This window comes from Pseudomonas syringae group sp. 243L2, from assembly GCF_032587875.1.
In the GTDB taxonomy this organism is placed as follows: domain Bacteria; phylum Pseudomonadota; class Gammaproteobacteria; order Pseudomonadales; family Pseudomonadaceae; genus Aquipseudomonas; species Aquipseudomonas amygdali.
Map to the genome: position 1 here is coordinate 458,323 of NZ_JAWHPL010000040.1, position 22,515 is coordinate 480,837.

Genomic DNA, 22,515 nt, shown 5'->3' on the forward strand with positions numbered 1-22,515 from the left:
TAGGTAAAACGACTTAATGGAGGCCGCATGGAATTGCGTCATCTGCGTTACTTCATCGCGGTTGCCGAAGAGCTGCATTTCGGTCGTGCGGCACAGGCGCTAGGTATCTCCCAGCCGCCGCTGAGTCAGCAGATCCAGACGCTGGAGCAGGAGCTGGGCACGCGTCTGTTTGACCGCACCAACCGGCGTGTCGAACTGAGTGAATCCGGGAGGCTTTTTCTCGATGAGGCGCGTCTGGTGCTGGCGCAGGTCGATAAAGCCACTGATGTTGCCCGGCGTGCGCAACTGGGTGAAATCGGCGAGCTGAAGATTGGCTTTACTTCGTCGGCACCGTTCACTTCCAGCATTCCACAGGCGATTTTTGCCTTCCGTCAGGCTTATCCGGATGTGCACCTGACCCTGACCGAAATCACCAGCCAGGAAGTGGCAGCAGGGCTTGAGGACAAGACCATTCAGGTCGGCATCATGCGCCCGTTGGCGTTACCCGATTCGTTGGTGGTGTTTGAGCTGCTGAACGAGCCGCTGGTGGCGATCATGCGTGCTGACCATCCACTGGCGGCAGAAAGCGAAAACGGGATCTATATGTCGGCCTTGGCCGCCGAGCCGTTCGTGTTCTTCCCGCGCACTTATGGCAGCGGCATTTACGCGCAGGTTCTGAGTCTGGCGCGCGCCGCGGGTTTCAGCCCGCTGATCACTCAGGAAGCGGGTGAAGTGATGACCATCATCGGCCTGGTGGCGGCTGGACTGGGCGTCACCGTGCTGCCAGCGTCCTACCGCCGAATGCGCATCGACGGCGTGGTCTATCGCAATGTCCTCGACCCCGGCGCGACAAGCGCGGTGTGGCTGGTACAGCGCAAGGACGAACAGTCACCGATGGCCAAGGCGTTTACCGAGCTTTTAACGCGCAATGTCGCACGTTAGTTAAGATTCTCGTTCCGCACGCTCCGCGTGGGAATGCCTGTCGTGACGCTCTGCGTCACAAATCTGCGCCGCGCCGCAGACTCAAGACCGGACGCAGAGCGTTCAGAACGGCATGCGACGCGGAGCGACGTACGAGAGTTGAGACGTGCGTGATCTCACCCCCAACGCTTGAATATCAATGACGTATTCACCCCGCCAAAGGCAAAGTTGTTGTTCATCACATATTCGTTACTCATCCGCCGGGGTTCGCCGACGATGTAGTCCAGTTCGCCGCACTGGGTATCGATGTCGACCAGGTTCAGCGTATGAATGTAGCGGTCGCTATTGAGCATTTCGATGCTGAACCATGACTCCAGTGCGCCGCAGGCTCCCAGCGTGTGGCCGAGGAAGCTTTTCTGCGAGCTCAGTGGCATGCGTGAGCCGAACAGGCTGCTGGTGGCCAGGGTTTCGGCGATGTCGCCCTGTTCGGTGGCGGTGCCATGGCCATTGACGTAGCCGATGGCTTCGGGAGGCAGGTTGGCATCTTCCAGGGCCAGTTCCATGGCGCGACGCATGGTGGCCTGCTCGGGACGAGTGCTGTGGGCGCCGTCGGCATTGCTGCCGAAGCCGACGATTTCGGCGTAGATGTGTGCGCCACGTGCCTGAGCGTGCTCAAGTTCTTCGAGCACCAGCATGCCGCCGCCTTCACCGATCACCAGTCCGTCTCGCCCGCTGTCGTAGGGGCGTGGCGTGGTGTGTGGCGCGTCATTCTTGAGGCTGGTGGCGTACAGCGCGTCGAACACCATCGCCTCGGTCGGGCACAGCTCTTCGGCCCCGCCCGCCAGCATCAGCGGCAGACGGCCAAACTTGATCGCCTCGTAGGCGTAGCCAATGCCTTGGCTGCCACTGGTACAGGCGCTGGAAGTCGGAATCAGGCGTCCGGTCAGGCCGAAGAAAATGCTGATGTTCGCGGCGGTGGTGTGCGGCATCATTCGTACGTAGGAGTTGGCGTTCAGGCCTACTGCCACCGAGTTGATCAGCATGTTGCCGAAAGCCTTGATCTCGTCGGTGCTGCCGGTTGACGAGCCGCAGGCGGTGCCCATGCGCCCATCGCGAATGAGCGGATCATTCAGCAGCCCGGCGTCGATCAGCGCCTGTTCCGCAGCAGCCACTGCCAGTCTCGATACGCGGCCCATGCTGCGCAGTTGCTTGCGTGTCCAGTGTGCGGGCACGGCGAAATCGTCGATGGGGCCAGCCAGTCGGGTATTCAGTTCGGCGAAACGGTTCCACTCGTCCATTCGGCGAATGCCGCTGCGATTGGCGGTGAAGCTCGCATCGATAGTCGGCCAGTCGCTGCCCACCGAGGTAATGCCGGACATCCCGGTGACGACCACACGCTTCATCAACACAGCCCTCCGTTGACGGCCAGCACCTGACGAGTGATGTAGCTTGCTTCGGCCGACATCAGGAAATTCACGGCACCCGCCACTTCCTCGGGCGTGCCCATGCGTTGCGCCGGGATCATTTTCAGCAGTTCGTCGACTGGCACGTTCTCGTCGAGCATTGCGGTGTCGATCAAACCTGGCGCGACGCAGTTGACAGTGATTTTGCGTTTGCCCAGTTCGATGGCCAAGGCCTTGGCGGCACCGATCAGGCCTGCCTTGGAGGCGCTGTAATTGACTTGGCCACGGTTGCCGATAAGGCCGGAAACCGAGGTGATGCAGACAATACGGCCCGCCGCACGACGGCGAATCATCGGCATGGTCAGCGGGTGCAGAACGTTATAAAAACCGTCCAGATTGGTGCGCAGCACCTGATCCCAGTCATCATCGCTGAGTGCCGGAAACGCGCCGTCGCGGGTCAGCCCGGCGTTGAGTACCACGCCGTAATAGGCGCCGTGCGTCTCCACATCCTGTTCCAGAATTGCCTTGCAGGCGGCACGGTCCGAGACATCGAATTGCAGCACGCGTGCCTGACGGCCCAGGGCAACGACTTCGGCCTGCACGGCTTCGGCCTCGCTGCGGCCGGTGCGGCAATGCAGGATCAGGTCGTATCCGGCCTGGGCCAGACGCAAAGCGATGGCGCGGCCGATGCCACGGCTGGAGCCGGTGACCAGTATCGATTCAGTCATGCCGGGGCTCCTTCAGCCAGATAGTCAGCAGTGTTGGGCGGGCAATATACATTGAGTCGGGCAAAAGCCTTGATATCCGGTCCGGTCAGGGTGCATTCGAACACGCCCATGCCGCTGTCATCCTGCAAGGAGCGCACGGCATGGATATGCAGTTCGCTGCCCAGCGGGAAGCGCGCTACGTTGCATTCGAACTTGCGGCTGCCGAGCAGAAACCCCAGCTTGACCGCTTCACCCTTGGTGCGCGCCTGGCAACCGGCATAGGCCGCGACGCTCTGGGCCATCAGCTCTATGCCAAGCCAGGAGGGCAGGCTGCCGTCGGCTTGATTGAACAGGCCGTCGGCGCGTACGGTCAGGCAGGTTCGAATCTGCTCTTGGTCAAAACTCAGCACCTGATCGATGAGAATCATGTCGCCAGCATGGGGTATGAGTTCGGCGAGCGACCACTCGGTCATGGGGCATCTCCGATAATCAGGCTGATGTTGTTGCCACCGAAGGCAAACGAATTGCTCATCATGTAACGAGCATTTGCAGGTGCCAGGCGCGAACCTGGCAGTGTCCATTGCAGTGCAGGCAATAGCGGGTCAGCTTCGCCGTCCCACAGGTGCGGGGGCAGGGCCTGTTCGCTGTTGTCCGGTGCCAGGCTCAACCAGCAAAACGCCACTTCCAGCGCTCCAGCGGCACCCAGCGTGTGGCCGCTGAGCGGCTTTGTCGACGAGCAAGGCACACCGTTCGGGAATACCGCCTGCACGGCCAGGCTTTCCATCGCATCGTTATGTGGCGTAGCGGTGCCATGCAGGTTCAGGTAACCGATCTGTGCGGCATCGAGCCGGGCGTTGGTCAACGCTTGCAGCATGGCATCCTGCGCACCCCGGCCGGTAGGTTCGGGGGCCGAGATGTGGTGGGCGTCGCAACTGGCACCCGCGCCCAGCAGGGCAATCGAGTGGCTGTTGCCAGCTTCGCGGGTCATCAGAAACAGCGCTGCCGCCTCGCCGATGTTTATCCCGTTGCGGTGACTTGAAAACGGATTGCACAGTTGTGGCGACATGGCTTCAAGCGCCGAGAACCCATTGAGGGTCAACCTGCACAGGCTGTCGACGCCGCCGCACAGCACCGCATCGCACAGGCCTATGTCCAGCGCCCGTCGTGCGCTGAGCAGCGCCCGCGCGCTGGACGTGCAGGCTGTAGAAATCACATAGGCCGGGCCGCTCAATTGCAGCCAGCTGGCCAGGAAGTTCGCCGGTGCGCCCAGTTCCTGTTGGCGATAATCGTAATCGTCGGGGAAGGTCTTATCACGCAGCCAGCTTGCCATGCTCTCGCTTGCTTCATCGATACCCGAGGTGCTGGTGCCGACGATCACGCCAATCCGCCCGGCTCCGTAGCGCGCGATAGCCTGACGAATGTCATCTTCGATCTGCAAGGCCGCGGCCAGCAGCAACTGGTTGTTGCGGCTGCGCTGCGATTGCATGGCGGGCGGAATGGGCGGCAATGCGGATTTTACCGCGCCGACCGGCAATTCGCGTTCCGGCACCCAGCCGCTTTCGAACACCATGCCCGAGCTGTCGCCTGCGAACAGTCTGCGCGACACCTCTTCACGGCTGTCGCCCAGCGAGCAGATCAGGCCCAGCGCATTGAGATAGGCAGTCATGGCATGCTCTCGTCGTTCAGCGGTGTAACCCTGTAGCTCAACCCGTCCTTGAGACGAATGGTGTAGGCGTTGGCTGACTGATATTCGACCAGCCAGCGATCATCCAGACGCCGCTGCATGCCCTGGCGGTACGCCGTGGGGTAGCGGCCATGCATTTCCAGATCCGAGGTCATGGCGAACATTATTGCCGCAAACAGCTCGCGTGCTTCGGGGTTGGGGGGAAGCAGACCGTCGGCTTGCCATTGTCCGTTGATCAGCAACTGGCGAGCCTGGGGGATACCCAGCGGGTCCATCATCGACCAGCGCAACCCGGCGTTTTCGCGCTGGATGACCAGCATCCAGTCTTGCCGCTGATCAGCCTGTCGGCGTTCGATGTGCAGCTGCACCGGCAATTGCATCGTCGGTGCGGTAGTCGGCAGCGGTGCCTGTGCAGCGCAGCCGCCCAGCAGCAGAAAGGCCAGAAATAATACCCGGATCATGATGCGCCACCTTGTAGCGGTTTGCGGGCCACGACATTGACCAGCGTTTCTTCCCGTTGCCCGAACGGCCTGGGTTTTTGCAGTTTCAAGGCTTCGAGCAGGCCGAAATCCCTGGCGCGGCTCCACCACAGGTAAGGGTACGAAACATGCTGTGCGCCGAACTCGAAACCCTGGTCGCGGATCATCTGCAGATACTGAGCCGCGCTTTTCTGAACGTGCATGGGGTGGCGGAACAGCCAGCGAATCACCCAGGTGTCGATGTACGCCTCGGTGGACTCGGCGAACAGCAGGTAACCGCCTGGCTTGAGTACGCGATAAAACTCGGCAAGCGCCTGTTCCTGCTCGACCAGATGATGAAAGGTCTGGTGACAGAACAGCAGATCGACGCTGGCGTCGGGTACTGGCAGGGCTGCGCAGTCGCTGCCGATCAGCTCGACCTCTATGCCTCTGGCGCGTGCCTCCTGACGGCTCATCTCCAGGCTGTGCAGGTCGGCATCGACACCAATCAGCCTTGAAGGCTGAAAAACCCTGCTCAGGTGCTGAAACGACTTGCCCTGCCCGCAACCGGCGTCGAGCAAAACCGGTGCGGCCGGAAGCGCGCTATCGAACAGGCTGCGCAAATCGTCTATCGCCACACGCAATACGCGGTACTGCCAGGTGTGGCTGCGCAGAAACCACAGGCCGAAGCGGGTTTCCTCGACATAGCTGTCACTCAGGAACGGTCGATTCATGAGTCACCGTCCGCGCAGATTTCCGAGAGCGTGCGCAAGCGGCGTTTGGGCTCGCTGACAAACGGATTGCGCTCGTCCCAGGCATAGCCAGCCAGAATGGCGCTGATCATGCGGCGGATATCCGGCGCGCTTCCCGGGTAGAAAATGACGCTCTGGAACGAGCCGTCGTACCAGCCTTCGACATAGGCCCGGAAGGTATCGACGCCACGCTTCAGCGGAACGGCGAACTCGGTTTCCCAGTCCACGCTCTCACCCTGCAATTGTCGATTCAGCACGCCAGCGGCCATGCTCGCCGAACGCATGGCGATGGTCACGCCAGATGAAAACACCGGGTCGAGGAATTCTGCTGCATTGCCCAGCAGCGCAAAGCCCTTTCCATGCAGGGTTGTGACGTTCGCCGAGTAGCCGCCGATGGTCCTTGCCGGTGTATCCCAGACCGCATTTTTCAGCACGCTGGCCAGTTGCGGTGTTTCATCGATAAAGGCGCGCAGGCAGGCGTCCAGGTCATCGGGCTTGTCTTTGAAGCGCTCGGCCGAGGCCACGACGCCTATCGAACAGCGGCCTTCGCTGAACGGGATCGACCAGAACCACACATCGCTGTGCTGCGGATGGATGCTGACCAGGATCTTCTGGCGGTCAAAGGGCGGGCTTTCGATATGGTCTTCGATATGGGTAAACACCGCCTGGCGCACCGGAAAGCCCGACGGCGCTTCCAGGTCCAGCAGGCGCGGCAACACGCGGCCATAGCCGCTGGCGTCGAGTACGAAGGTCGCCTGTACGCTGTATTCGCTGCCGTCCTCACGCCTCACACGCAAAACCGGCTGCGGGCCATCGAAGTCGGCGCTGACGATCTCTTCCTGATAGCGGATGTCCACGCCTTGCAGCGCAGCCTGATCGGCGAGCAGTTTGTCGAACTCGCTGCGCTGCACCTGAAAGGTCGTCGGCTTGCCGTTGCTGAACGTATCGCTGAAGTCGAAATCGCTGTATTGCTCGCCGCGCGCAAAGGCAGCACCGTTCTTGAGCTGGAAACCGGCCGCCTGCACGGCGTCGAGCATCCCGGCTTCTTCGACGAAGTCCAGGCAATGGCACAGCAGACTTTCGCCGATGGAGAAGCGCGGGAACAGCTGACGCTCGATAATCAGCACGTCATGGCCCTGGCGTTTGAGCAGGGCTGCCGCAATGCAACCGGCCGGGCCGGCACCGATGACGACGACCTGACGAATTTCCCTATCAGTGATGGGCACAGGTATTCCTTTCCGATTGGGCGGTGGCAGGGAGTGACGACAACGCTGCAAGACTCATGCGTGTGGCCCTTCAGCATTGGCTGGCGAATGAAGCGCTTTACGCGGGCTGGCCCACGGTGCCAAAAGAAAGCTGAAGGCCAGCCCCAGGCTGACCGACAGGCCGAAGTTGCTGATCGCCGGAGTGCTGGAAACGGCCAGCAGGCCGAACGACAGCCAAGTGGTGACCGCTGCCAGCAGCGTGCCCAGCAGGCTGACCGCCGCGCCGCCTATCTGCTCGCGCATCAGGATGGCGTAATCGACGCTGATCGCCGTTACCAGCAACAGGCCGAACAGGCTGAACAGAGTCAGCGGCTGACCGAGCCAGCCCAGGCTGGCGAGGCTGCACAGGGCCGCCAGCAGGGGCAGGGCGACGATGCGCAGCGCGCCGTTGAAACCAAATGGGACAATCAGCAGCAGGACGATCAGCACACATGAAGCCAGCTTCAATTCTGCCGCGCTGATCTGCGTGTGGGCAAACACCTCGTTGAGCTCACCCAGGCGGTCGACCAGTTGCACGCCCTCCAGGCCGATGGCCTGCACGCGCAGCAACGCAATGCTGTTCATGCCACGCAGGCTGACGATGCTGGCTACCTGAGCGTCGCCTTCGGCATCTTCGCTGGCGCCTAGCCAGAGCGTGCGCCACGGTTCGCTGAGCGGGCCTTGAAGCGCCTGATCAATGTCTTGCGTTGGCAGTGCCTGCAATTGAGAGAGTTCGGTCTTCAGCGCGTTGGCCGGGACGCCAAGCTGCACCAGTGGTGGCCAGTGTTGCGGCAATTTGCCCAGCGCATCACGGGTCAGTTGCTGCTCGGCAGGCGAATCCAGCAACTGGTTGAGGGCCATGTAACCCTGCAGCTTGTCCATGCTGATCAGTTGATCGAGCCGCTGAGTCAGCGCCGACTGCCGATCCAGCAACTGCTGTTGATCCTTGCCGCGCACCAGGAAGAACTGGCTGGTGGGCTGATAACCGGTGATCCGCGCGATAGCCTGGGCTTCGTCGGTCAATGCCTGAGGTGCCGAGACCCATTGGCGAATATCGTTCTTGGTGGTCAGGTGCCAGAGCCCGCCGCCGCAGAAGGCCAACAGTAGCGCCAGCAGAATCGGCGTGCTGATGCGCTGCAACAGCGCAGCGCGGCAATCAAGCATCAGTTGCGCCAGTTTCAGCGGCCATTGCGCGGGGCTGATCTCGACCTTTGCAAGCAGCGCAGGCAGCAGACACACCGCAGTCAGGTAAGCGCCGATCAGGCCAGCGGCGGAGAACACGGCAATTTGTGTCAGCGCCGGGAACGGCGTCCAGGCCAGGGCGAGATAGCCGATACAACTGGTGATCAGGCTCAGCGTCAGGCCCGGCAGGGTCAGGCGCAAGGCGGGCCAACTGCGCCAGGGTTTCAGGCTCCAGCTCTTGGACAGGTAATGCAGTGGGTAATCCACCGCCACACCAATCAGGCTGGAACCCAGCACCAGCGTCATGACGTGCATGCTGCCAAACAGCGCCACGCAAGCCACTGCACCGAAGAGCATGCCGACTACCACCGGTACAAACGCCAGCAGCACGCTCCAGCGTCGGAATGCCAGCAACAGCAGCAACAGAATACCGAGCGTGGCGCCCCCGCCGACCCAGGTGATTTCCCGGCTGGCCTGCTTCTGCCCGTCGGCGGCGTACAGCAGGCCGCTGGCGGCGAGCAATTGCCCACCGGCCTGCTGCGCCTGCCCCCGCGCTTTCGCCAGCAGGTCGGCGACCTGACCGGGCAGGTGCAGATCGAAAGCATCGGTTCGGGTTCGCGAACGCAGCAGTACCCAGCTTTTGCCCTCGGCGCTGGCGATCAGCGCGCCGCTGGCCAGATCCGCCTCGACCGAGCCCTGTTTCGGCAAGCCGTTCTGGATACGTCCGGTCAGCCCCAGCCAGTCATCCTGACCCGGCACCAGGCTGAACCCGGCAAACGGGTCGAAGAGAGTTTGTACGCGCTGCTCGATGAAAGTCTTCGGCTCATCGATCAACAGAGCGCGATCCGCTGCCGGCAACATCGCGATTCGCCCTTGCAGCAACTGGGTGCGCAACCCGGGCAGATCGGCTTGCAGCGACCACTGAACCTTCTCGAACAGGCCGCTCGCTTGCCATTGCTCCGCCAGCGTGCGAGCCAGCTCCACAGCCTGCTGGCGGTCGGTGTGACCCACGAGCACAAGCATTTCGCGATTGAGCGGTTCCTGCATGCGCTTTTCGGCGCTCACCACCAGTTCGTCGTTGTCAGTGCCTGGCACCAGTTCCATGAGGTTGGCCGACAGCGGCGAGCGGTCGTGCCACTGCCAGCCGGCCAGCGCCAGCACGCTTGCCAGAATCAGCAGGAACAGTCGCGGCAATAGCCGCTCAGTCGTTGAAGTCATTGCGCTGCGCATCGGTCAGGGAGGAAGCACTGCTGCTGTCGATCATTTTCAGGACGGTACTGTCGCCCTGGGTTTCCAGCAACTCGATACGCTGGACCAGTTCTCCGCCATCGATGTTGATCTGTTTGAACACTTGTTGCAGCAGCATCGAGCGCGGCGTGAGCGTGAGTTGCCAGGCGTTCGCGTCGCCCTTGAGCTGCAAGTCGAAATCCCGTTGCAGGCCGCTGCTGTCGCCCTGCAGTACAGCAAGGAACAAGCGGTTCTGCTCGGCCCCGGCATTTTTGTTTGGTACGGGCTTCCAGGTGCTGACGTCGCCCACGCTTTCACGGCGGGAAATGCCGCTGGCATTGATGCGGTAATCCTGTTTCAGCGGTGTTTCCAGCAGCCAGAGCAGCCCGAAATCCCTGGCGAGCACGAAGCGGCCTTTGCTGAGCAGTGGTTGCGGCAGGGCGCGCAGGTGTTTTTCCTGAATGAAGCGCCCTTGCACCACCGCAGGTTTAGCGAGCTGATCACTCAGTTGTTGTAGATCGAAAGCCTGCGCCAGTGAAGACAGGCACAGCAACCCCAATAGCAGCAAGGCGCGAAACGGACGGTTCATGGCAAAGCTCTCTTCACGGCATCGATAAAGACCTGGGGCGATGCCAGTTGCATTTCCCGGCTCTGGCTGTCGACCGCAACCTGCACGGTGCTGGCGCGGGTCAAGCGTTCGCCGGTGTGTGCGTCGGTGATCAGGTAGTTGATCTTCAGACGGTTCTCCCACTCCACCAGACTGGCGCGTACGTTCAGTGTCTGGCCGAATACCGCGCTGCGCACGTAGCGCAGTTGCAGGTCGATCACCGGCCAACCATAACCGGATTCGAGCATCTGCATGTAGTTATGACCAATGTGGTCGAGCAATGCGCAGCGTGCGACTTCCAGGTATTTGACGTAATGCCCGTGCCAGACGATGTTCATCATGTCGACGTCGAAAAACGGCACCACGATTTCGGTGTCGACGTGCAGAAAACCCTTACTGCGCATGCAAGCTCCAGCGGCGGTTGGCAATATGTTTCAGGCACAGGCGCAGTTCATTCTCCAGCGCCCGGTCTTCGATGACAGGGGCAAAGTCCTCGCCCAGTTGTTGGTGCATGGCCGCCAGTGCTGGTGGCAGCGGGCGCGCATCGGCGGCCTTGCTGCGCAGCCATATACCTTGGTTGGCGGCGATCAGCGTGGCGGCGGCAACCTGCTCGGTCAGCTCCAGCACCCGAATGGCGTCACGCGCAGCGATGGTGCCCATGCTCACCTTGTCCTGATTGTGGCATTCGGTGGAGCGCGAAAATACGCTGGCCGGCATGGTGTTTTTCAGTGCTTCGGCGGTCCATGCGCTGGTGCCTATCTGCACCGCCTTGAAACCGTGATTGAGCATGGCCCGCTCGGCGCTGGCCCCCGACAGATTGCTCGGCAAGCCGTGGTTGTAACGTTCGTCGACCAGCAGCGCCAATTGCCGGTCGAGCAGGTCTGCGACATTGGCCACCAGCGTTTTCAGGCTGTCCATGGCAAAAGCAATGTGCCCGCCGTAGAAATGCCCGCCGTGCAACACGCGCTCTGCTTCGGCATCGATGATCGGGTTGTCGTTGGCGCTGTTCAGCTCGATCTCGATGAACGAGCGCAGCCAGTTCAGGCTGTCGGCCAGCACGCCCAGCACATGCGGTGCGCAGCGCAGCGAATAGCGGTCCTGCAAACGATGCAGTGGGGCGGTTGGCGCGTCGATGGCCAGGTCCTGACGCAACCACGCGGCTACCTGCATCTGGCCCGGATGCGGCTTGGCGGCGAACAGGCGCTCGTCGAAGTGCTCCGGGTTGCCTTGCAGCGCCACCACGTTCATGGCGGTGATACGGGTAGCCAGTTGCAACAGGTAATCGGCGCGGGCGAACGCCAGGCACGCGATGCCGGTCATGACGGCGGTGCCGTTCATCAGCGCCAGCGCTTCCTTGGGGCGCAGCACCAGCGGCGTCCAGCCCAGTTCGCGGTGCACGTCGCTGGCCGGACGGCGCTCGCCACGGAACATCACGTCGCGCTCGCCGGACAGGGTTGCGGCCACGTAAGACAGTGGGGTCAGATCACCGCTGGCACCCACCGAGCCCTCTTCCGGGATCAGCGGCAGCACGTCCTGATCGATAAACGCCTGCAAACGCTCAAGCAGTTCGACGCGCACCCCGGAAACGCCCTGACACAGTGACTGCAAACGTGCCGCCAGCACTGCGCGGGTGGCTTGGGCGTCCAGCAGCTTGCCCAGCCCGCAGCCGTGAAACGTGTACAAATGCTGCGGCAGCGCCTCTACATGCTCCAATGGCACGGCCACCACGCAGGAGTCGCCGTAGCCGGTGGTGACGCCGTAGATCACGCCTTCCTTGTTCAGTAACGAATCGAGAAACTGCGCGCCCCTGGCAATGCGTGCGCGAAATTCAGCGTCGCCTTGCAACGCACTCGGCGCTTGACGATTGGCCAGGGCCAGCACGTCTTCGATACACAGAGCGCGCTCGCCGAAAATGATCGGGTCAGGAGCTTGAATCATCATCGGACTTCCAGAATGGGTAGAAATTGAACCATTGCTGCGGGGCTTCCAGGCAGTAGTGCCCAAGACGCTCGGCATAACGTGTGGCCCAGTGGGCGATGACCTGGGCGCGGTCGCTGCGCCGCCATTCGATGGCGTCGGCGAACGGTTCGAGAATCACCCGATAGCCCTTCGGGCCTTTAAGGCAGAAAAACAGATTGACCTGGCATTTGAGCAGACCGGCCAGCAGCCACGGGCCTTGCGGGAACGTCGCTGGCCGGCCCAGAAAGTCGACCCGCACATTGCGCCCGCCGTGCAGGGCAACGCGGTCACCGGCAATGGCCAGCCACTCGCCTTCGTCCAGACGCTGGCTGAGCTGCAGCATGATCGCCGGGTCCAGTTCGCTGACCTGAATCAGCCGCAGGTTGGTCGCTCCGGCTTCACCGAGCAGGCGATTGAAGCGTTCGGCGTGCTTGGTGTGCACCAGCACGTTCATGGTGACTTTTTCGCCGAGTTCGGCCAGTGCGCGGCACACCTCAAGGTTGCCCAGATGCGCCCCGACCAGCATCTGCCCGCGCTCGCCGCGCAGGTTGTGGCGCAGCAGGGCTGGGTCGATGATCTCGATCTGCTCGATGCCCAGCCTGCCGTTCCACACATCAAGCTTGTCGAGCAGTGCCTCGGCGAAGGCCATGAACTGGCCAAACACGCGCCGTTGGGTGGGGCGCAGTTCGGGTCTGGCGCTCCAGTCCGCCAGGCGCTGCTGGTATTCCCAGATGCTGTGTCGGGCACGGCGGCCGAAGGCGAAGAAATATAGAACGATGCCATACAGCACCGGGCTGAGCAGGCGACGACCGAGCACGCGCATGCCCCAGGCGGTAAGCTTCATGAGCAGGAAACTGCCACGCTCTTCGTGACTGGCCCAATGTTCTTTGGGCGATTTTTCAATGGTCATGAGCGCCACCGTCGCCAGAGGATCACCGGCAGACGCATCAGCATGCCGAAGAACAGCTTGGCGTGCATTTTCGAGATCAGGGCGTTGTCGTGAAACAGGCGGAAATGCGACAGGCCGTCCTGCGGATAGTGAACGCGGGTCGGCAGCCAGCGCATCGCCTGGCCACGCCATGACAGGCGCACGAGAATTTCCGAGTCGAAGTCCATGCGTCTGCCGATCTGCACGCTGTCGATCAGCGCCAGAACCGGGGCCAGCGGGTAGAGCCGAAAGCCGCACATGGAATCGCGAATATGCAGTGACAGGGTGTTGATCCATACCCAGACGTGGGTGAGGTAACGGGCGTACAGGCGGCCTTTGGGCACGCTTTCGTCGTACTGCGGATAGCCACAAATCAACGCTTGCGGGTACTGGCGTGACTGCTCCAGAAACACCGGAATATCGTTCAGGTCATGCTGACCATCGGCATCGACCTGCAACGCATGGCTGAAACCCAGGCGTGCCGCCTCGCGGAACCCGGCCATGACCGCGCCGCCCTTGCCTTGATTGACCGGCAGGCGCAACAGGTAAATACCCTCACCCTGCGCCAGCTGCTGTAACACTGCGGCGCAAGCCGGGCTGCTGGCATCGTCCACCAGTATGCAGGGCAAGCCTGCGTTGCGGACGGCCTTGACCACGTTGGGCACGGCCAGCTCGTGGTCGAACACCGGAATGATCACGCAAGGCTTATGCATGGCCGCCCTCCAGCACAATCCGGCCACTGGAGCAGGGTGCGTTTTCGCTGTTGTGAAAGGCGAAATGCAGCTTTGAGCGTGCGGCATCGAAGCGCAGGGTCAGTTTCAGGCGGTCGCCGGGGCGCACCAGTTGCTGAAACTTGAGCACTTCCATGCCAGCAAAGTCGGTTGGCAGATTCAACAGGCGCTGCCCCAGACTGATCGCCCATTCGACCTGAACCACGCCTGGCAAGACCGGTGCCTTGGGAAAGTGGCCGCTGAAAAATGCCAGATCTGGCGGGACGCTCAATTGCAGGTGCAGCTCGCCTTCGACGTTCTGTTGCTCAAGCACTTCTGGCTGTTTCGGGCGTGGCGCCAGCAGCAGCGCCTCGACCTCTGCCTGAGGCAGCTTACCCTGGGCGTTGAGCGGCATCTGCCGCAGCAGACGCCAGCGCCGCGGCAGAGCGATGGTTTCGCAGTGCGGTCGCAGATGCTGGCGCAAGGCTTCGGTCAGCGCTCGACGGCCCTGATTGCGCAGGGCCAGCAAGCCCGCATCGCTCAGCACCAGCAGCGCGCCAAGCGACGCACGGTTTTCCTGAACCACGCCAAGGCGCGCTTCATTTACCCATTCGTGGGTCGTAAGGGCCTGCTCGATCAGCGGCAACGACACGCGCTTTTCTTCAAGCTTGACGATGCGGTCCAGCCTGCCCAGCAGTTCGAGTCGCCCATCATTGCCAATCTGCACGGCATCGGCGGTCTGCTCTACGTGACCGGGCGGCAGATAGGGCGAGCTGATGCACAGCGCCCCTTCGTTGTTCTGACTCAGTTCTACGCCGTCGAAGGCTTGCCAGTGTTGTTCGCCCTGCCGCCAGGCGATGCCTCCGGTTTCCGAACTGCCGAGAATTTCCGTCGGCCACTGGCCAAGACGTTGTTGCAGACTTTGCGCCGCTTCGGCTGGCAATGCGCCGCCGGATGAAAACACCCGGCGCACGGCACTGAGGCTGCTCCAGTCGAGGTTGTCGCCCATGCGCTTGAGCAGTGCCGGGCTGGCGACCCAGGCAAAGGACGGGTATTCGCGGCTGGCGCGTTGCAGGTCTTCGGCAAACGGCAACTGGCGGCGCACGAACGGGCGTGCGGCGCACATCGGCCATAGCAAACGGAACAGCAGCCCATAAATATGTTGCGTCGCAACGCTGCCGATCATGCATGCCGAACCAAGCTGCGCGCCCCACAGCTGTTCCAGCCCGCAGACTTCGTTGGCCAGCTGGCGCAGGCGTTTTTCAATCAGTTTGGGCTCGCCGCTGGAACCCGAGGTGCACAGGCTCAATCGGCACTGGTCAAGGTCGAGCGCTGCCGGAGCCAGCTGCGCGGCGTGCAGATCGCTTAAATGCGTGTCGTGCGCTAGGTCGGTCAGCCACAGGTCGACCCGATTGGCCCAGCGCTCGCGGGTCTGGCCTTGCAAGTCAGCGGGCAGCAACACATGCACACCGGCGCGCCAGGCGCCGAACAAGGCGACGGCCAGGTCAGCGGCATCTTCAAGGTGTACCGCGAGGTTTTTGACACCACGGGCTTGCAGTCCTGCGGCCACACTCAATGCCTGATCACGAAATTGCGCGTGGTCCAGGGTCGGGGCCAGTGTCAGCGGCCGGTCGGGCAGGGCGTCGAGCAGCAGGTGTTCAAGGTTCAACCAGTTCATGCGATCCATTTCATTTGCCGCCCGCAGAGGGTGGGCGGACGATCCATTCAACAGCGAACAACAGGCCCATCAATCCGTAGGAAACCAGGCCGGTGTACAGCGTCCACCAGGACAACGGTGCCCAGAGCGTCAGTATGGCTGCCGTGAGGCCATTGGCGAGGAAGAACAGGCACCAGATCTGTGTGACTTTACGGGTGTAGCGGATGCCGGACTCGGGCAGTTCAGGGCGGTTTATGCGCGCCATTCTTTCTACGATAGGCGGGCCGTATATCAGGCTTGAACCGAACAGGCCGAGCATGAACGCGCTGACCAGTACCGGATACCAGCGCAGCATCAGGTGGCTGTCGATTACGCCCAGCGCCACGCAAAAAACCAGGGCGACGAGCGCCATCGCCAGGCTGCCGGGCTTGCGCTCGCCGGTCAGTGCGCGCGCCAGCCACAGGCTGCCCAGCAGCAGCGCGAACTGCCACGGGGCGAAGTGTTCGGTTCCCCAGTAGACGGCAAACGGATACAGCACACCGGCCAGCACCAGAATCAGGCCAATCAGCCGCTTCATTCGGCCGTGTTGACCAGTTTGTAGACGGCCTCTACCACGTCGTTCACGGTTCTGACTGACTTGAACTCTTCAGCGGCAATCTTCTTGCCGGTCTTGCGTTTGATGTGGTCGATCAGGTCCACGGCATCGATGCTGTCGATTTCCAGGTCCTGATACAGGTTGGCTTCAAGTGTGACCCTCTCAGGCTCCAGTTCGAACAGTTCCACCATTGCGGCGCGCAGGATTTCGAAGATGTCTTCACGGGTTTGCATGTTCAATTCTCAGGCCGGTTGTCTGGCGCTGACGAAGGCCGCAAGGCTGTCGACGCTGGCGAAATGGTTACGGGTGTCCTTTGCATCGGCATCGATCTTGATGCCATAGCGCTTCTGGATGGCCAGGCCCAGTTCGAGCGCATCCACCGAGTCCAGTCCCAGTCCTTCGCCGAACAGCGTCATATCGTTGCCGATATCTTCCGGGGTGATGTCTTCGAGGCCCAGGGCATCGATGATCAACAATTTAATGTCCTGGTGCAGATCGCTCATCTGAGGCGAGCTCCTTGGTGAAATAGTCATGCAGGTAATCGTTGAGCTTGCGGGACGCCACGGGCGGCGGACCCAGCGAACTGAAGGCGGTGGGGTCTATATCGGCACCGACGCGCAAACTGAAGTGCACGCGGCGTTGTGCAATGCGATACCAGGGCTCGGCCTTGGTCAGGGTGGTCGGCTGGACCTTGATGGTCACCGGAGTGATCATGCTCGCGCCACGCAGTGCAATGGCGGCCGCGCCCCGGTGAAAGACCGGCGGCTGACCCGGCTGGGTGCGGGTGCCTTCGGGGAAAATAATCAGTGTCTGGCCGCTTTGCAGGCGCTCCACGGCGGCATCGAGCATGGCCATGCTGCCGTCGTTGCTGATGTAACCTGTGGAGCGCACCGGGCCACGGGTGAACGGGTTTTCCCACAGGCTGCGCTTGACCACGCAATTGGCGTCACGCACCAGCCCGATCAGGAACACCACGTCGATCAATGACGGGTGGTTGGCAATGATCATCTGCCCGGGGCGGCCAAGCTTTTCGGCACCCTGTACCTCGTAGGTCAACACGCCCATGCGCGCCATGATGCGGATGAACAGCCAGAATAGGCGGCTGATGGTCCGCCTGGCGCGGCGCTGATGACTGGCTACACTGCCGGGCAGGCAACTCAGTACCGGAAAAACGAACAAGCGCAGGCACAGGCCGCTGAACCCGAAGAGGGCAAAGCTGAAGGCGGTTGCCAGCAAACGCCAGTAATAAGCATCCTGACGTTTTTTCAGTTCTTGCGTTGCCAGTTCCATAACCGGTTATTCCAGGGGTGCAGGCAGACGGATTGATCAGTGTGCAAGGCTTGCAGCAGATTCAATGCGTGGGGCCATCGAGTCTGCGGGTTCCCTTGTGTGTCGCTGTGCAAAGACAATTCCCACTCGTTGCCGGGCGTCAGCAGCAAGCCGACCGCGTAGGGAAAGGGCACGTCATCAATCCATTGTGCATAAGCGTGTGGTGGCTGCTCTTCAGTCACCACAAGCAATACTGCTTCTGCACCCTCGGCCAGCAACGCTGCGGCCTCGAACGCTCCATACTCCAGCCCGTCGCCTGCGGCGGCCAGGGCTGTCATCTCACTTGTTTCACCGCGCATGATCGACCACAGGCCAATCACTGCGTTATGCACTGAAAGGCTGAACTGGGTCGGTGAAACCGGCTCGTTCGCAGCCAGATCGCGCAGAATTTCAAACGTTCTCGGGGTTTCTCCGTGGCGCGAGACAAACACCAGCGGTACGCGCCCCAAACCTTCAGTCAATGGCCAGCCGACGGCAAATGCCATTCTGGCCATGCGGCCCAGGCGGCGACGTTGCATGGCAGGCAGGAAAGACACGTCTGGCGCGGCATCACTGGTTTCCAGTAGCGTCGGATTGCGGCTCCATTGCAGCCAGTCGTCCGCGCTCGCCAGGCCCGGAGCCCAGGCGTGCCATCGTGCAATGTTGAAGGTGATCAAGACTTCTCTTCCCGCCCCTGCGGGCTTGTTTCTCGCTACATCGATATCAGGTAGATATCAGCCTGGGTGCGGTAATTTGACCGAGTGCGCGCATTATCCCGATGGGGGTCATTACTAGCAAATTTGTTACATAAAAATCGTTTACAGACGTGTATTTTAAAGTTCAAGTCTGGCTTTAGGATGACAGGCAGGTACGTGCCGTTTTGCGATAAGCTCGCTGTTGTCATATGTACTGCCTAGACTCTACACCTCTTAAGGTCGTTATCGGCCACACCTGCTGTTTCTTCATCTTTCAAGGAACCCAAAGCATGCGTCGCGTGGTATTCAATCAGAAGGGCGGTGTAGGCAAATCGAGCATCGCCTGCAATCTGGCTGCAGTCAGCGCTCACGAAGGCTATCGGACGTTGTTGATCGATCTCGATGCCCAGGCCAACTCGACTCAGTACCTCACCGGCCTTACCGGTCAGGATATTCCGATGGGTATTGCCGAGTTCTTCAAGAACACATTGTCAGCAGCACCGTTCGCCAAGAAAAACCACGTTGATATCTATGAAACACCTTTCGATAACCTGCATGTGGTCACGGCCACTGCCGAGCTTGCCGACTTGCAGCCCAAACTTGAGGCAAAGCACAAGATCAACAAGCTGCGCAAACTGCTCGACGAACTGAGTGAGGATTACGAGCGGATTTATCTGGATACGCCGCCAGCACTGAACTTTTATGCGGTTTCGGCGCTTATTGCGTCTGATCGTGTATTGATTCCGTTCGACTGCGACAGCTTTTCCCGACAGGCGCTGTACGGACTGATGCGCGAGATCGAGGAGCTGAAAGAGGATCACAACGAAGATCTTCAGGTTGAAGGCATCATCGTTAACCAGTTCCAGCCCCGAGCCAGCCTGCCGCAGCAGATGCTCGACGAGCTGATAGCCGAGGGGCTGCCGGTGTTGCCGGTCTACCTGGGCGCATCGGTGAAAATGCGCGAGTCGCATCAGGCCAGCCTGCCGCTGATCCACCTGGACCCCCGCCACAAGCTGACGCAGCAGTTCGTGGACCTGCATCACTTGCTGGAGACCAATGCCCATCCGTGATGGGTATGCACCGCGCGTAGCACTCAGCTTCGCACACAAGTCCGCTTTTGATTCTGGCCGAAGGCCGTGGGAGTGAACTTGTTCACGAAAGGGCCGGTATAGTCACAGAAAATGTATCGTCTGAACTACCGTATTCGCAAACAAGTTCGCTCCCACGCCCTGCGGGCAGAAGCCAATCTGTGAGCATCTCAAGACTTATGCATAACGCTGGGGCGCAGGAATCATCGTGGCCTGAGCACCTCGGGCGTATAGCTGCCGTCTCTCAGTGAGCGCGCAAGCTGTTCGGCATGCAGCCTCGCTGTAGATGCCAGTTCTGTGGATATGGTGACAGCTGCGTCCATATCGGCCTGGATTTCTTGCTGTGATGCGGTCAGGCGGTTGCTGCCGGGGGCGCAGCCACACCGCACCTCATGACCTTGAGTGGCGACCGCAACAAGTTCGTCTACATATGTCGGGTTGCCCTGGGCAATGAAACCAATTTCCCCGCATGCCGGACACCACACCGGGTCGCCCATGCGGGCCACGCGACGCAGGTCAATGACCTCGCTTGCCGATGCGGCCAGCACAAAGCCGCCCGTGGTGGTGAGATCGCCTTCCCTGACTATGAACGACATGGCAGTGCTTCCTTTGAGTTCTGGAAGCCTGAAGGCTAGGCGTAAAACCGCTACTCAGGTGCGCAGAAGCCCTGTTAAAGACCGGTCCTACGCAAAGATCAGCAGAGTGTTTCGCGGATGTTACGGGTATCAATAAAGGTGATCAAAAAATGATCACTTCTACTATCGTTACTCTAGCCGTAACGATTCACCTCGCTGCTTGATTGATGCTTGCCCCTATCGCTCCTAAGGTGGCCCACGACAGCAAAATCGTGGAGCGATCATGACAACAACAACTTCCCCCGACGCACGCTGGACACGTCGTCGCACCGAGAAGCAGCGGCGTCTGGAGCAGGTGCGGACGCTGGCCGATGGCGTAGTGCTGCCGACCGACAAGATTGTCGCGGCGCTGGAGGCCTTGCTGGTTTCCGGTGATCGGGTGGTGCTTGAGGGCAATAACCAGAAGCAGGCGGACTTCCTGTCCCGCGCGCTGGCCAAAGTCGATCCGGGCAAGGTCCATGACCTGCACATGATCATGCCAAGCGTTGGCCGCGCCGAGCACCTCGACCTTTTCGAGCAAGGCATCGCACGCAAACTGGACTTCTCGTTTGCTGGCACGCAGAGCCTGCGCATCAGCCAGTTGCTGGAAGACGGCCTGCTGGAAATAGGTGCGATCCACACCTACATCGAACTGTATTCGCGGCTGGTGGTGGACCTGATCCCCAACGTGGTGCTGGCCGCAGGCTTCATGGCCGACCGGGCAGGCAACATCTACACCGGCCCGAGCACCGAAGACACCCCCGCGCTGATCGAGCCGGCTGCGTTCAGCGATGGCATCGTCATCGTTCAGGTCAATCAATTGGTGGATGACGTCAGCGAACTGCCTCGCGTGGACATTCCGGCCTCGTGGGTCGATTTTGTGGTGGTAGCCGACAAGCCGTTCTACATCGAGCCGCTGTTCACCCGCGACCCGCGGCACATCAAGCCGGTGCACGTATTGATGGCGATGATGGCGATTCGCGGCATCTACGAAAAACACAACGTTCAGTCGCTGAACCACGGCATTGGCTTCAATACCGCAGCCATTGAACTGATTCTGCCGACTTACGGCGAGTCGTTAGGCCTCAAGGGCAAGATCTGCCGTAACTGGACGCTTAACCCGCATCCGACACTGATCCCGGCCATCGAAAGCGGTTGGGTCGAGAGCGTGCATTGCTTCGGCACCGAACTGGGCATGGAAAACTACATTGCTGCGCGCCCGGATGTGTTCTTCACCGGGCGAGATGGCTCGCTGCGTTCCAATCGCCAACTCTGTCAGCTGGCTGGCCAATATGCCGTTGACCTGTTTATCGGCGCGACCCTGCAGGTGGATGGAGATGGGCATTCCTCGACCGTCACCCGTGGCAGGCTGGCAGGTTTTGGCGGCGCACCGAACATGGGCCATGATCCGCGCGGCAGACGTCATGCCACCCCGGCCTGGCTGGACATGCGCCAACAGAACGAGAGCGGCCCGGATGCCTATCTGGAGCGCGGCAAAAAGCTCGTGGTGCAGATGGTCGAGACGTTTCAGGAGGGCGGCAAGCCGACCTTCGTTGAAACGCTGGACGCTGTAGAAGTGGCGAAGAAAAGCGGCATGCCGCTGGCACCGATCATGATCTACGGCGACGACGTCACCCATTTGTTGACCGAAGAAGGCATCGCCTACCTCTACAAGGCGCGCAGCCTGGAAGAGCGTCAGGCGATGATTGCCGCCGTGGCGGGCGTGACCGTGATTGGCTTGCGCCATAACCCGAAAGACACCGCACGTATGCGTCGTGAAGGGCTGATCGCGCTGCCGGAAGACCTCGGCATCCGGCGCACCGATGCCAGCCGTGAACTGCTTGCGGCCAAGAGCATTGCCGATCTGGTTCAGTGGTCCGGTGGTCTGTACAGCCCGCCTGCCAAATTCAGGAGTTGGTGATGAGCGCACTTCAATTGACACCGCAAGTTGCTTCGCTTGCCGAGCGACTGGCCGATCTGACCGTCGATGCCCTGATCGCCGAAGCCGACCTGTCGCCCAAACCTGCACTGGTGGACCGGCGTGGCAGCGGCGCACACACCGACCTGCACCTGGGCCTGATGCATTCCTCGGCGCTGTCACTGTGGCCGACCTTCAAGTTGATGGCTGACGCCGCCGGGCAATTCAACACAGTGGGCCAGCCATTACGTGAGGCGCTCGGCCGTCTCGGTCGCGATGGCGAAGCAACGATGCTGCGCACCACCCTGGGCGTGAATACTCATCGAGGTGCGATCTGGGCGCTGGGCCTGCTGGTGACAGCTGCCGCGCTGGATGCCCGCAACTGCGCACCCGAAGCCGTCTTCGCGCGGGCTGCCAGCCTGGCGCAGATCAAGGACCGCCAGGTGCTCGTGCAAGGCAGTCACGGTAATGAAGTGGTTCGCCGTTACGGTGTAATGGGCGCCCGGGAACAGGCGCAGCAAGGCTTCCCGGCAGTCAGGGATTTCGCCTTGCCGCAACTGCAACGCAGTCGCGCGGCGGGCAGTGGCGAGCAGAACGCCCGGCTGGATGCGCTGCTGGCGATCATGACCACCCTGTCCGACACCTGCGTGCTGCATCGTGCCGGTATCGAAGGCTTGCACACCATGCAGCGCGGCGCTCAGCACGTGCTGGACGTTGGCGGCAGTGCCAGCCTTGCCGGGCGCCGCGCACTGAACCAACTGGATCAGCAACTGCTGGCGCTGAATGCTTCGCCTGGCGGCGCGGCTGATCTGCTGGCTGCCTGCCTGTTTATCGACGGCCTGGAGCCTGCGCTCGGCCGTGTTTCGAGGAGTGTCTGAA

The 22,515-nt window shown here is 61.2% G+C and carries 24 protein-coding genes; 4 read left to right on the forward strand and 20 right to left on the reverse strand.

Annotated elements, in window-relative coordinates; genetic code table 11:
* Positions 1-27: 27 nt before the first annotated feature.
* Complete coding sequence (locus tag RYB66_RS25135) at positions 28-921, forward strand: LysR family transcriptional regulator (RefSeq protein WP_005731006.1); 894 nt, start codon at positions 28-30, stop codon at positions 919-921.
* 155 nt (positions 922-1,076) lie between these two features.
* On the opposite strand, the gene RYB66_RS25140 is transcribed toward RYB66_RS25135, so the two are convergent.
* From RYB66_RS25140 to RYB66_RS25230, 19 genes are read right to left on the reverse strand one after another with little or no spacing between them, the layout of a single operon-like run.
* Positions 1,077-2,303, reverse strand: a complete 1,227-nt coding sequence (locus RYB66_RS25140; RefSeq protein ID WP_005743102.1) for a beta-ketoacyl-ACP synthase — start codon at positions 2,301-2,303, stop codon at positions 1,077-1,079.
* Positions 2,303-3,031 carry a 3-oxoacyl-ACP reductase FabG gene (gene fabG / locus RYB66_RS25145; RefSeq protein WP_005743101.1) on the reverse strand — a complete coding sequence of 243 codons (729 nt, stop codon included), beginning with the start codon at positions 3,029-3,031 and terminating at the stop codon, positions 2,303-2,305. Before fabG ends, RYB66_RS25140 begins: the two co-directional genes overlap by 1 nt.
* Positions 3,028-3,483 carry a hotdog family protein gene (locus RYB66_RS25150; protein WP_005778710.1) on the reverse strand — a complete coding sequence of 152 codons (456 nt, stop codon included), beginning with the start codon at positions 3,481-3,483 and terminating at the stop codon, positions 3,028-3,030. The genes fabG and RYB66_RS25150 overlap by 4 nt, the downstream gene beginning before the upstream one ends.
* Positions 3,480-4,676 carry a beta-ketoacyl-[acyl-carrier-protein] synthase family protein gene (locus tag RYB66_RS25155; RefSeq protein WP_316895759.1) on the reverse strand — a complete coding sequence of 399 codons (1,197 nt, stop codon included), beginning with the start codon at positions 4,674-4,676 and terminating at the stop codon, positions 3,480-3,482. The genes RYB66_RS25150 and RYB66_RS25155 overlap by 4 nt, the downstream gene beginning before the upstream one ends.
* Entirely contained in the window at positions 4,673-5,155 is a 483-nt protein-coding gene (locus RYB66_RS25160; protein WP_057424268.1) for a hypothetical protein, read from the reverse strand. The genes RYB66_RS25155 and RYB66_RS25160 overlap by 4 nt, the downstream gene beginning before the upstream one ends.
* Entirely contained in the window at positions 5,152-5,886 is a 735-nt protein-coding gene (locus RYB66_RS25165; protein ID WP_016980628.1) for a class I SAM-dependent methyltransferase, read from the reverse strand. Before RYB66_RS25165 ends, RYB66_RS25160 begins: the two co-directional genes overlap by 4 nt.
* Positions 5,883-7,130: an NAD(P)/FAD-dependent oxidoreductase gene (locus RYB66_RS25170; RefSeq protein ID WP_005778717.1), complete on the reverse strand. Its 1,248-nt coding sequence runs from the start codon at positions 7,128-7,130 to the stop codon at positions 5,883-5,885. Before RYB66_RS25170 ends, RYB66_RS25165 begins: the two co-directional genes overlap by 4 nt.
* Before the next feature lie 54 nt (positions 7,131-7,184).
* Positions 7,185-9,548 (reverse strand): MMPL family transporter, encoded by a 2,364-nt coding sequence (locus RYB66_RS25175; RefSeq protein ID WP_057404859.1) that lies wholly within the window; start codon positions 9,546-9,548, stop codon positions 7,185-7,187.
* Entirely contained in the window at positions 9,532-10,146 is a 615-nt protein-coding gene (locus RYB66_RS25180; RefSeq protein ID WP_005778722.1) for an outer membrane lipoprotein carrier protein LolA, read from the reverse strand. The genes RYB66_RS25175 and RYB66_RS25180 overlap by 17 nt, the downstream gene beginning before the upstream one ends.
* On the reverse strand, positions 10,143-10,568 hold the full coding sequence (locus RYB66_RS25185; protein ID WP_002551680.1) for an acyl-CoA thioesterase: 426 nt from the start codon (positions 10,566-10,568) through the stop codon (positions 10,143-10,145). Before RYB66_RS25185 ends, RYB66_RS25180 begins: the two co-directional genes overlap by 4 nt.
* Complete coding sequence (gene hutH, locus RYB66_RS25190) at positions 10,558-12,105, reverse strand: histidine ammonia-lyase (RefSeq protein ID WP_039847343.1); 1,548 nt, start codon at positions 12,103-12,105, stop codon at positions 10,558-10,560. Before hutH ends, RYB66_RS25185 begins: the two co-directional genes overlap by 11 nt.
* Positions 12,086-13,033 (reverse strand): glycosyl transferase, encoded by a 948-nt coding sequence (locus tag RYB66_RS25195; RefSeq protein ID WP_316895760.1) that lies wholly within the window; start codon positions 13,031-13,033, stop codon positions 12,086-12,088. Before RYB66_RS25195 ends, hutH begins: the two co-directional genes overlap by 20 nt.
* Positions 13,030-13,764, reverse strand: coding sequence for a glycosyltransferase family 2 protein (locus tag RYB66_RS25200; protein WP_016980634.1), 735 nt, complete (start codon positions 13,762-13,764; stop codon positions 13,030-13,032). Before RYB66_RS25200 ends, RYB66_RS25195 begins: the two co-directional genes overlap by 4 nt.
* Entirely contained in the window at positions 13,757-15,439 is a 1,683-nt protein-coding gene (locus tag RYB66_RS25205) for an AMP-binding protein (RefSeq protein ID WP_316895761.1), read from the reverse strand. The genes RYB66_RS25200 and RYB66_RS25205 overlap by 8 nt, the downstream gene beginning before the upstream one ends.
* Before the next feature lie 10 nt (positions 15,440-15,449).
* Positions 15,450-15,995: a membrane protein gene (locus RYB66_RS25210; protein WP_004654313.1), complete on the reverse strand. Its 546-nt coding sequence runs from the start codon at positions 15,993-15,995 to the stop codon at positions 15,450-15,452.
* Positions 15,992-16,246: an acyl carrier protein gene (locus RYB66_RS25215; RefSeq protein WP_002551686.1), complete on the reverse strand. Its 255-nt coding sequence runs from the start codon at positions 16,244-16,246 to the stop codon at positions 15,992-15,994. Before RYB66_RS25215 ends, RYB66_RS25210 begins: the two co-directional genes overlap by 4 nt.
* A 9-nt stretch (positions 16,247-16,255) precedes the next feature.
* Entirely contained in the window at positions 16,256-16,516 is a 261-nt protein-coding gene (locus tag RYB66_RS25220) for a phosphopantetheine-binding protein (protein ID WP_002551687.1), read from the reverse strand.
* Entirely contained in the window at positions 16,491-17,303 is an 813-nt protein-coding gene (locus RYB66_RS25225) for a lysophospholipid acyltransferase family protein (protein ID WP_005778732.1), read from the reverse strand. Before RYB66_RS25225 ends, RYB66_RS25220 begins: the two co-directional genes overlap by 26 nt.
* Positions 17,279-17,998 carry a beta-ketoacyl synthase chain length factor gene (locus RYB66_RS25230; RefSeq protein WP_002551689.1) on the reverse strand — a complete coding sequence of 240 codons (720 nt, stop codon included), beginning with the start codon at positions 17,996-17,998 and terminating at the stop codon, positions 17,279-17,281. The genes RYB66_RS25225 and RYB66_RS25230 overlap by 25 nt, the downstream gene beginning before the upstream one ends.
* Positions 17,999-18,306: 308 nt before the next feature.
* Here RYB66_RS25230 and RYB66_RS25235 point away from each other — a divergent pair, with 308 nt between their 5' ends.
* Positions 18,307-19,086 carry a ParA family protein gene (locus tag RYB66_RS25235; RefSeq protein ID WP_004654324.1) on the forward strand — a complete coding sequence of 260 codons (780 nt, stop codon included), beginning with the start codon at positions 18,307-18,309 and terminating at the stop codon, positions 19,084-19,086.
* Between the two features lie 221 nt (positions 19,087-19,307).
* Here RYB66_RS25235 and RYB66_RS25240 read toward each other — a convergent pair whose 3' ends face one another.
* On the reverse strand, positions 19,308-19,700 hold the full coding sequence (locus RYB66_RS25240; RefSeq protein WP_005743086.1) for a PAAR domain-containing protein: 393 nt from the start codon (positions 19,698-19,700) through the stop codon (positions 19,308-19,310).
* 262 nt (positions 19,701-19,962) lie between these two features.
* Between RYB66_RS25240 and mdcA the strand changes: the two genes are divergently transcribed.
* A complete protein-coding gene (gene mdcA / locus RYB66_RS25245; protein ID WP_004654329.1) occupies positions 19,963-21,639 on the forward strand; it encodes a malonate decarboxylase subunit alpha in 1,677 nt (558 codons plus the stop codon).
* Positions 21,639-22,514, forward strand: a complete 876-nt coding sequence (locus tag RYB66_RS25250) for a triphosphoribosyl-dephospho-CoA synthase (protein WP_316895763.1) — start codon at positions 21,639-21,641, stop codon at positions 22,512-22,514. The genes mdcA and RYB66_RS25250 overlap by 1 nt, the downstream gene beginning before the upstream one ends.
* The last annotated feature ends 1 nt before the right edge of the window (position 22,515 follow it).

Excerpts from the sequence above, each read along its gene's own strand:
- RYB66_RS25235 (WP_004654324.1), top strand. The coding sequence starts at position 18,307 with ATGCGTCGCGTGGTATTCAATCAGAAGGGCGGTGTAGGCAAATCGAGC.
- RYB66_RS25165 (WP_016980628.1), bottom strand. The coding sequence starts at position 5,886 with ATGAATCGACCGTTCCTGAGTGACAGCTATGTCGAGGAAACCCGCTTC.
- RYB66_RS25140 (WP_005743102.1), bottom strand. The coding sequence starts at position 2,303 with ATGAAGCGTGTGGTCGTCACCGGGATGTCCGGCATTACCTCGGTGGGC.
- RYB66_RS25210 (WP_004654313.1), bottom strand. The coding sequence starts at position 15,995 with ATGAAGCGGCTGATTGGCCTGATTCTGGTGCTGGCCGGTGTGCTGTAT.
- RYB66_RS25195 (WP_316895760.1), bottom strand. The coding sequence starts at position 13,033 with ATGACCATTGAAAAATCGCCCAAAGAACATTGGGCCAGTCACGAAGAG.
- RYB66_RS25185 (WP_002551680.1), bottom strand. The coding sequence starts at position 10,568 with ATGCGCAGTAAGGGTTTTCTGCACGTCGACACCGAAATCGTGGTGCCG.
- RYB66_RS25205 (WP_316895761.1), bottom strand. The coding sequence starts at position 15,439 with ATGAACTGGTTGAACCTTGAACACCTGCTGCTCGACGCCCTGCCCGAC.
- mdcA (WP_004654329.1), top strand. The coding sequence starts at position 19,963 with ATGACAACAACAACTTCCCCCGACGCACGCTGGACACGTCGTCGCACC.
- RYB66_RS25250 (WP_316895763.1), top strand. The coding sequence starts at position 21,639 with ATGAGCGCACTTCAATTGACACCGCAAGTTGCTTCGCTTGCCGAGCGA.
- RYB66_RS25200 (WP_016980634.1), bottom strand. The coding sequence starts at position 13,764 with ATGCATAAGCCTTGCGTGATCATTCCGGTGTTCGACCACGAGCTGGCC.
- RYB66_RS25180 (WP_005778722.1), bottom strand. The coding sequence starts at position 10,146 with ATGAACCGTCCGTTTCGCGCCTTGCTGCTATTGGGGTTGCTGTGCCTG.
- RYB66_RS25175 (WP_057404859.1), bottom strand. The coding sequence starts at position 9,548 with ATGACTTCAACGACTGAGCGGCTATTGCCGCGACTGTTCCTGCTGATT.
- RYB66_RS25225 (WP_005778732.1), bottom strand. The coding sequence starts at position 17,303 with ATGGAACTGGCAACGCAAGAACTGAAAAAACGTCAGGATGCTTATTAC.
- RYB66_RS25220 (WP_002551687.1), bottom strand. The coding sequence starts at position 16,516 with ATGAGCGATCTGCACCAGGACATTAAATTGTTGATCATCGATGCCCTG.
- RYB66_RS25215 (WP_002551686.1), bottom strand. The coding sequence starts at position 16,246 with ATGCAAACCCGTGAAGACATCTTCGAAATCCTGCGCGCCGCAATGGTG.
- fabG (WP_005743101.1), bottom strand. The coding sequence starts at position 3,031 with ATGACTGAATCGATACTGGTCACCGGCTCCAGCCGTGGCATCGGCCGC.
- RYB66_RS25155 (WP_316895759.1), bottom strand. The coding sequence starts at position 4,676 with ATGACTGCCTATCTCAATGCGCTGGGCCTGATCTGCTCGCTGGGCGAC.
- RYB66_RS25160 (WP_057424268.1), bottom strand. The coding sequence starts at position 5,155 with ATGATCCGGGTATTATTTCTGGCCTTTCTGCTGCTGGGCGGCTGCGCT.
- hutH (WP_039847343.1), bottom strand. The coding sequence starts at position 12,105 with ATGATGATTCAAGCTCCTGACCCGATCATTTTCGGCGAGCGCGCTCTG.
- RYB66_RS25240 (WP_005743086.1), bottom strand. The coding sequence starts at position 19,700 with ATGTCGTTCATAGTCAGGGAAGGCGATCTCACCACCACGGGCGGCTTT.
- RYB66_RS25135 (WP_005731006.1), top strand. The coding sequence starts at position 28 with ATGGAATTGCGTCATCTGCGTTACTTCATCGCGGTTGCCGAAGAGCTG.
- RYB66_RS25150 (WP_005778710.1), bottom strand. The coding sequence starts at position 3,483 with ATGACCGAGTGGTCGCTCGCCGAACTCATACCCCATGCTGGCGACATG.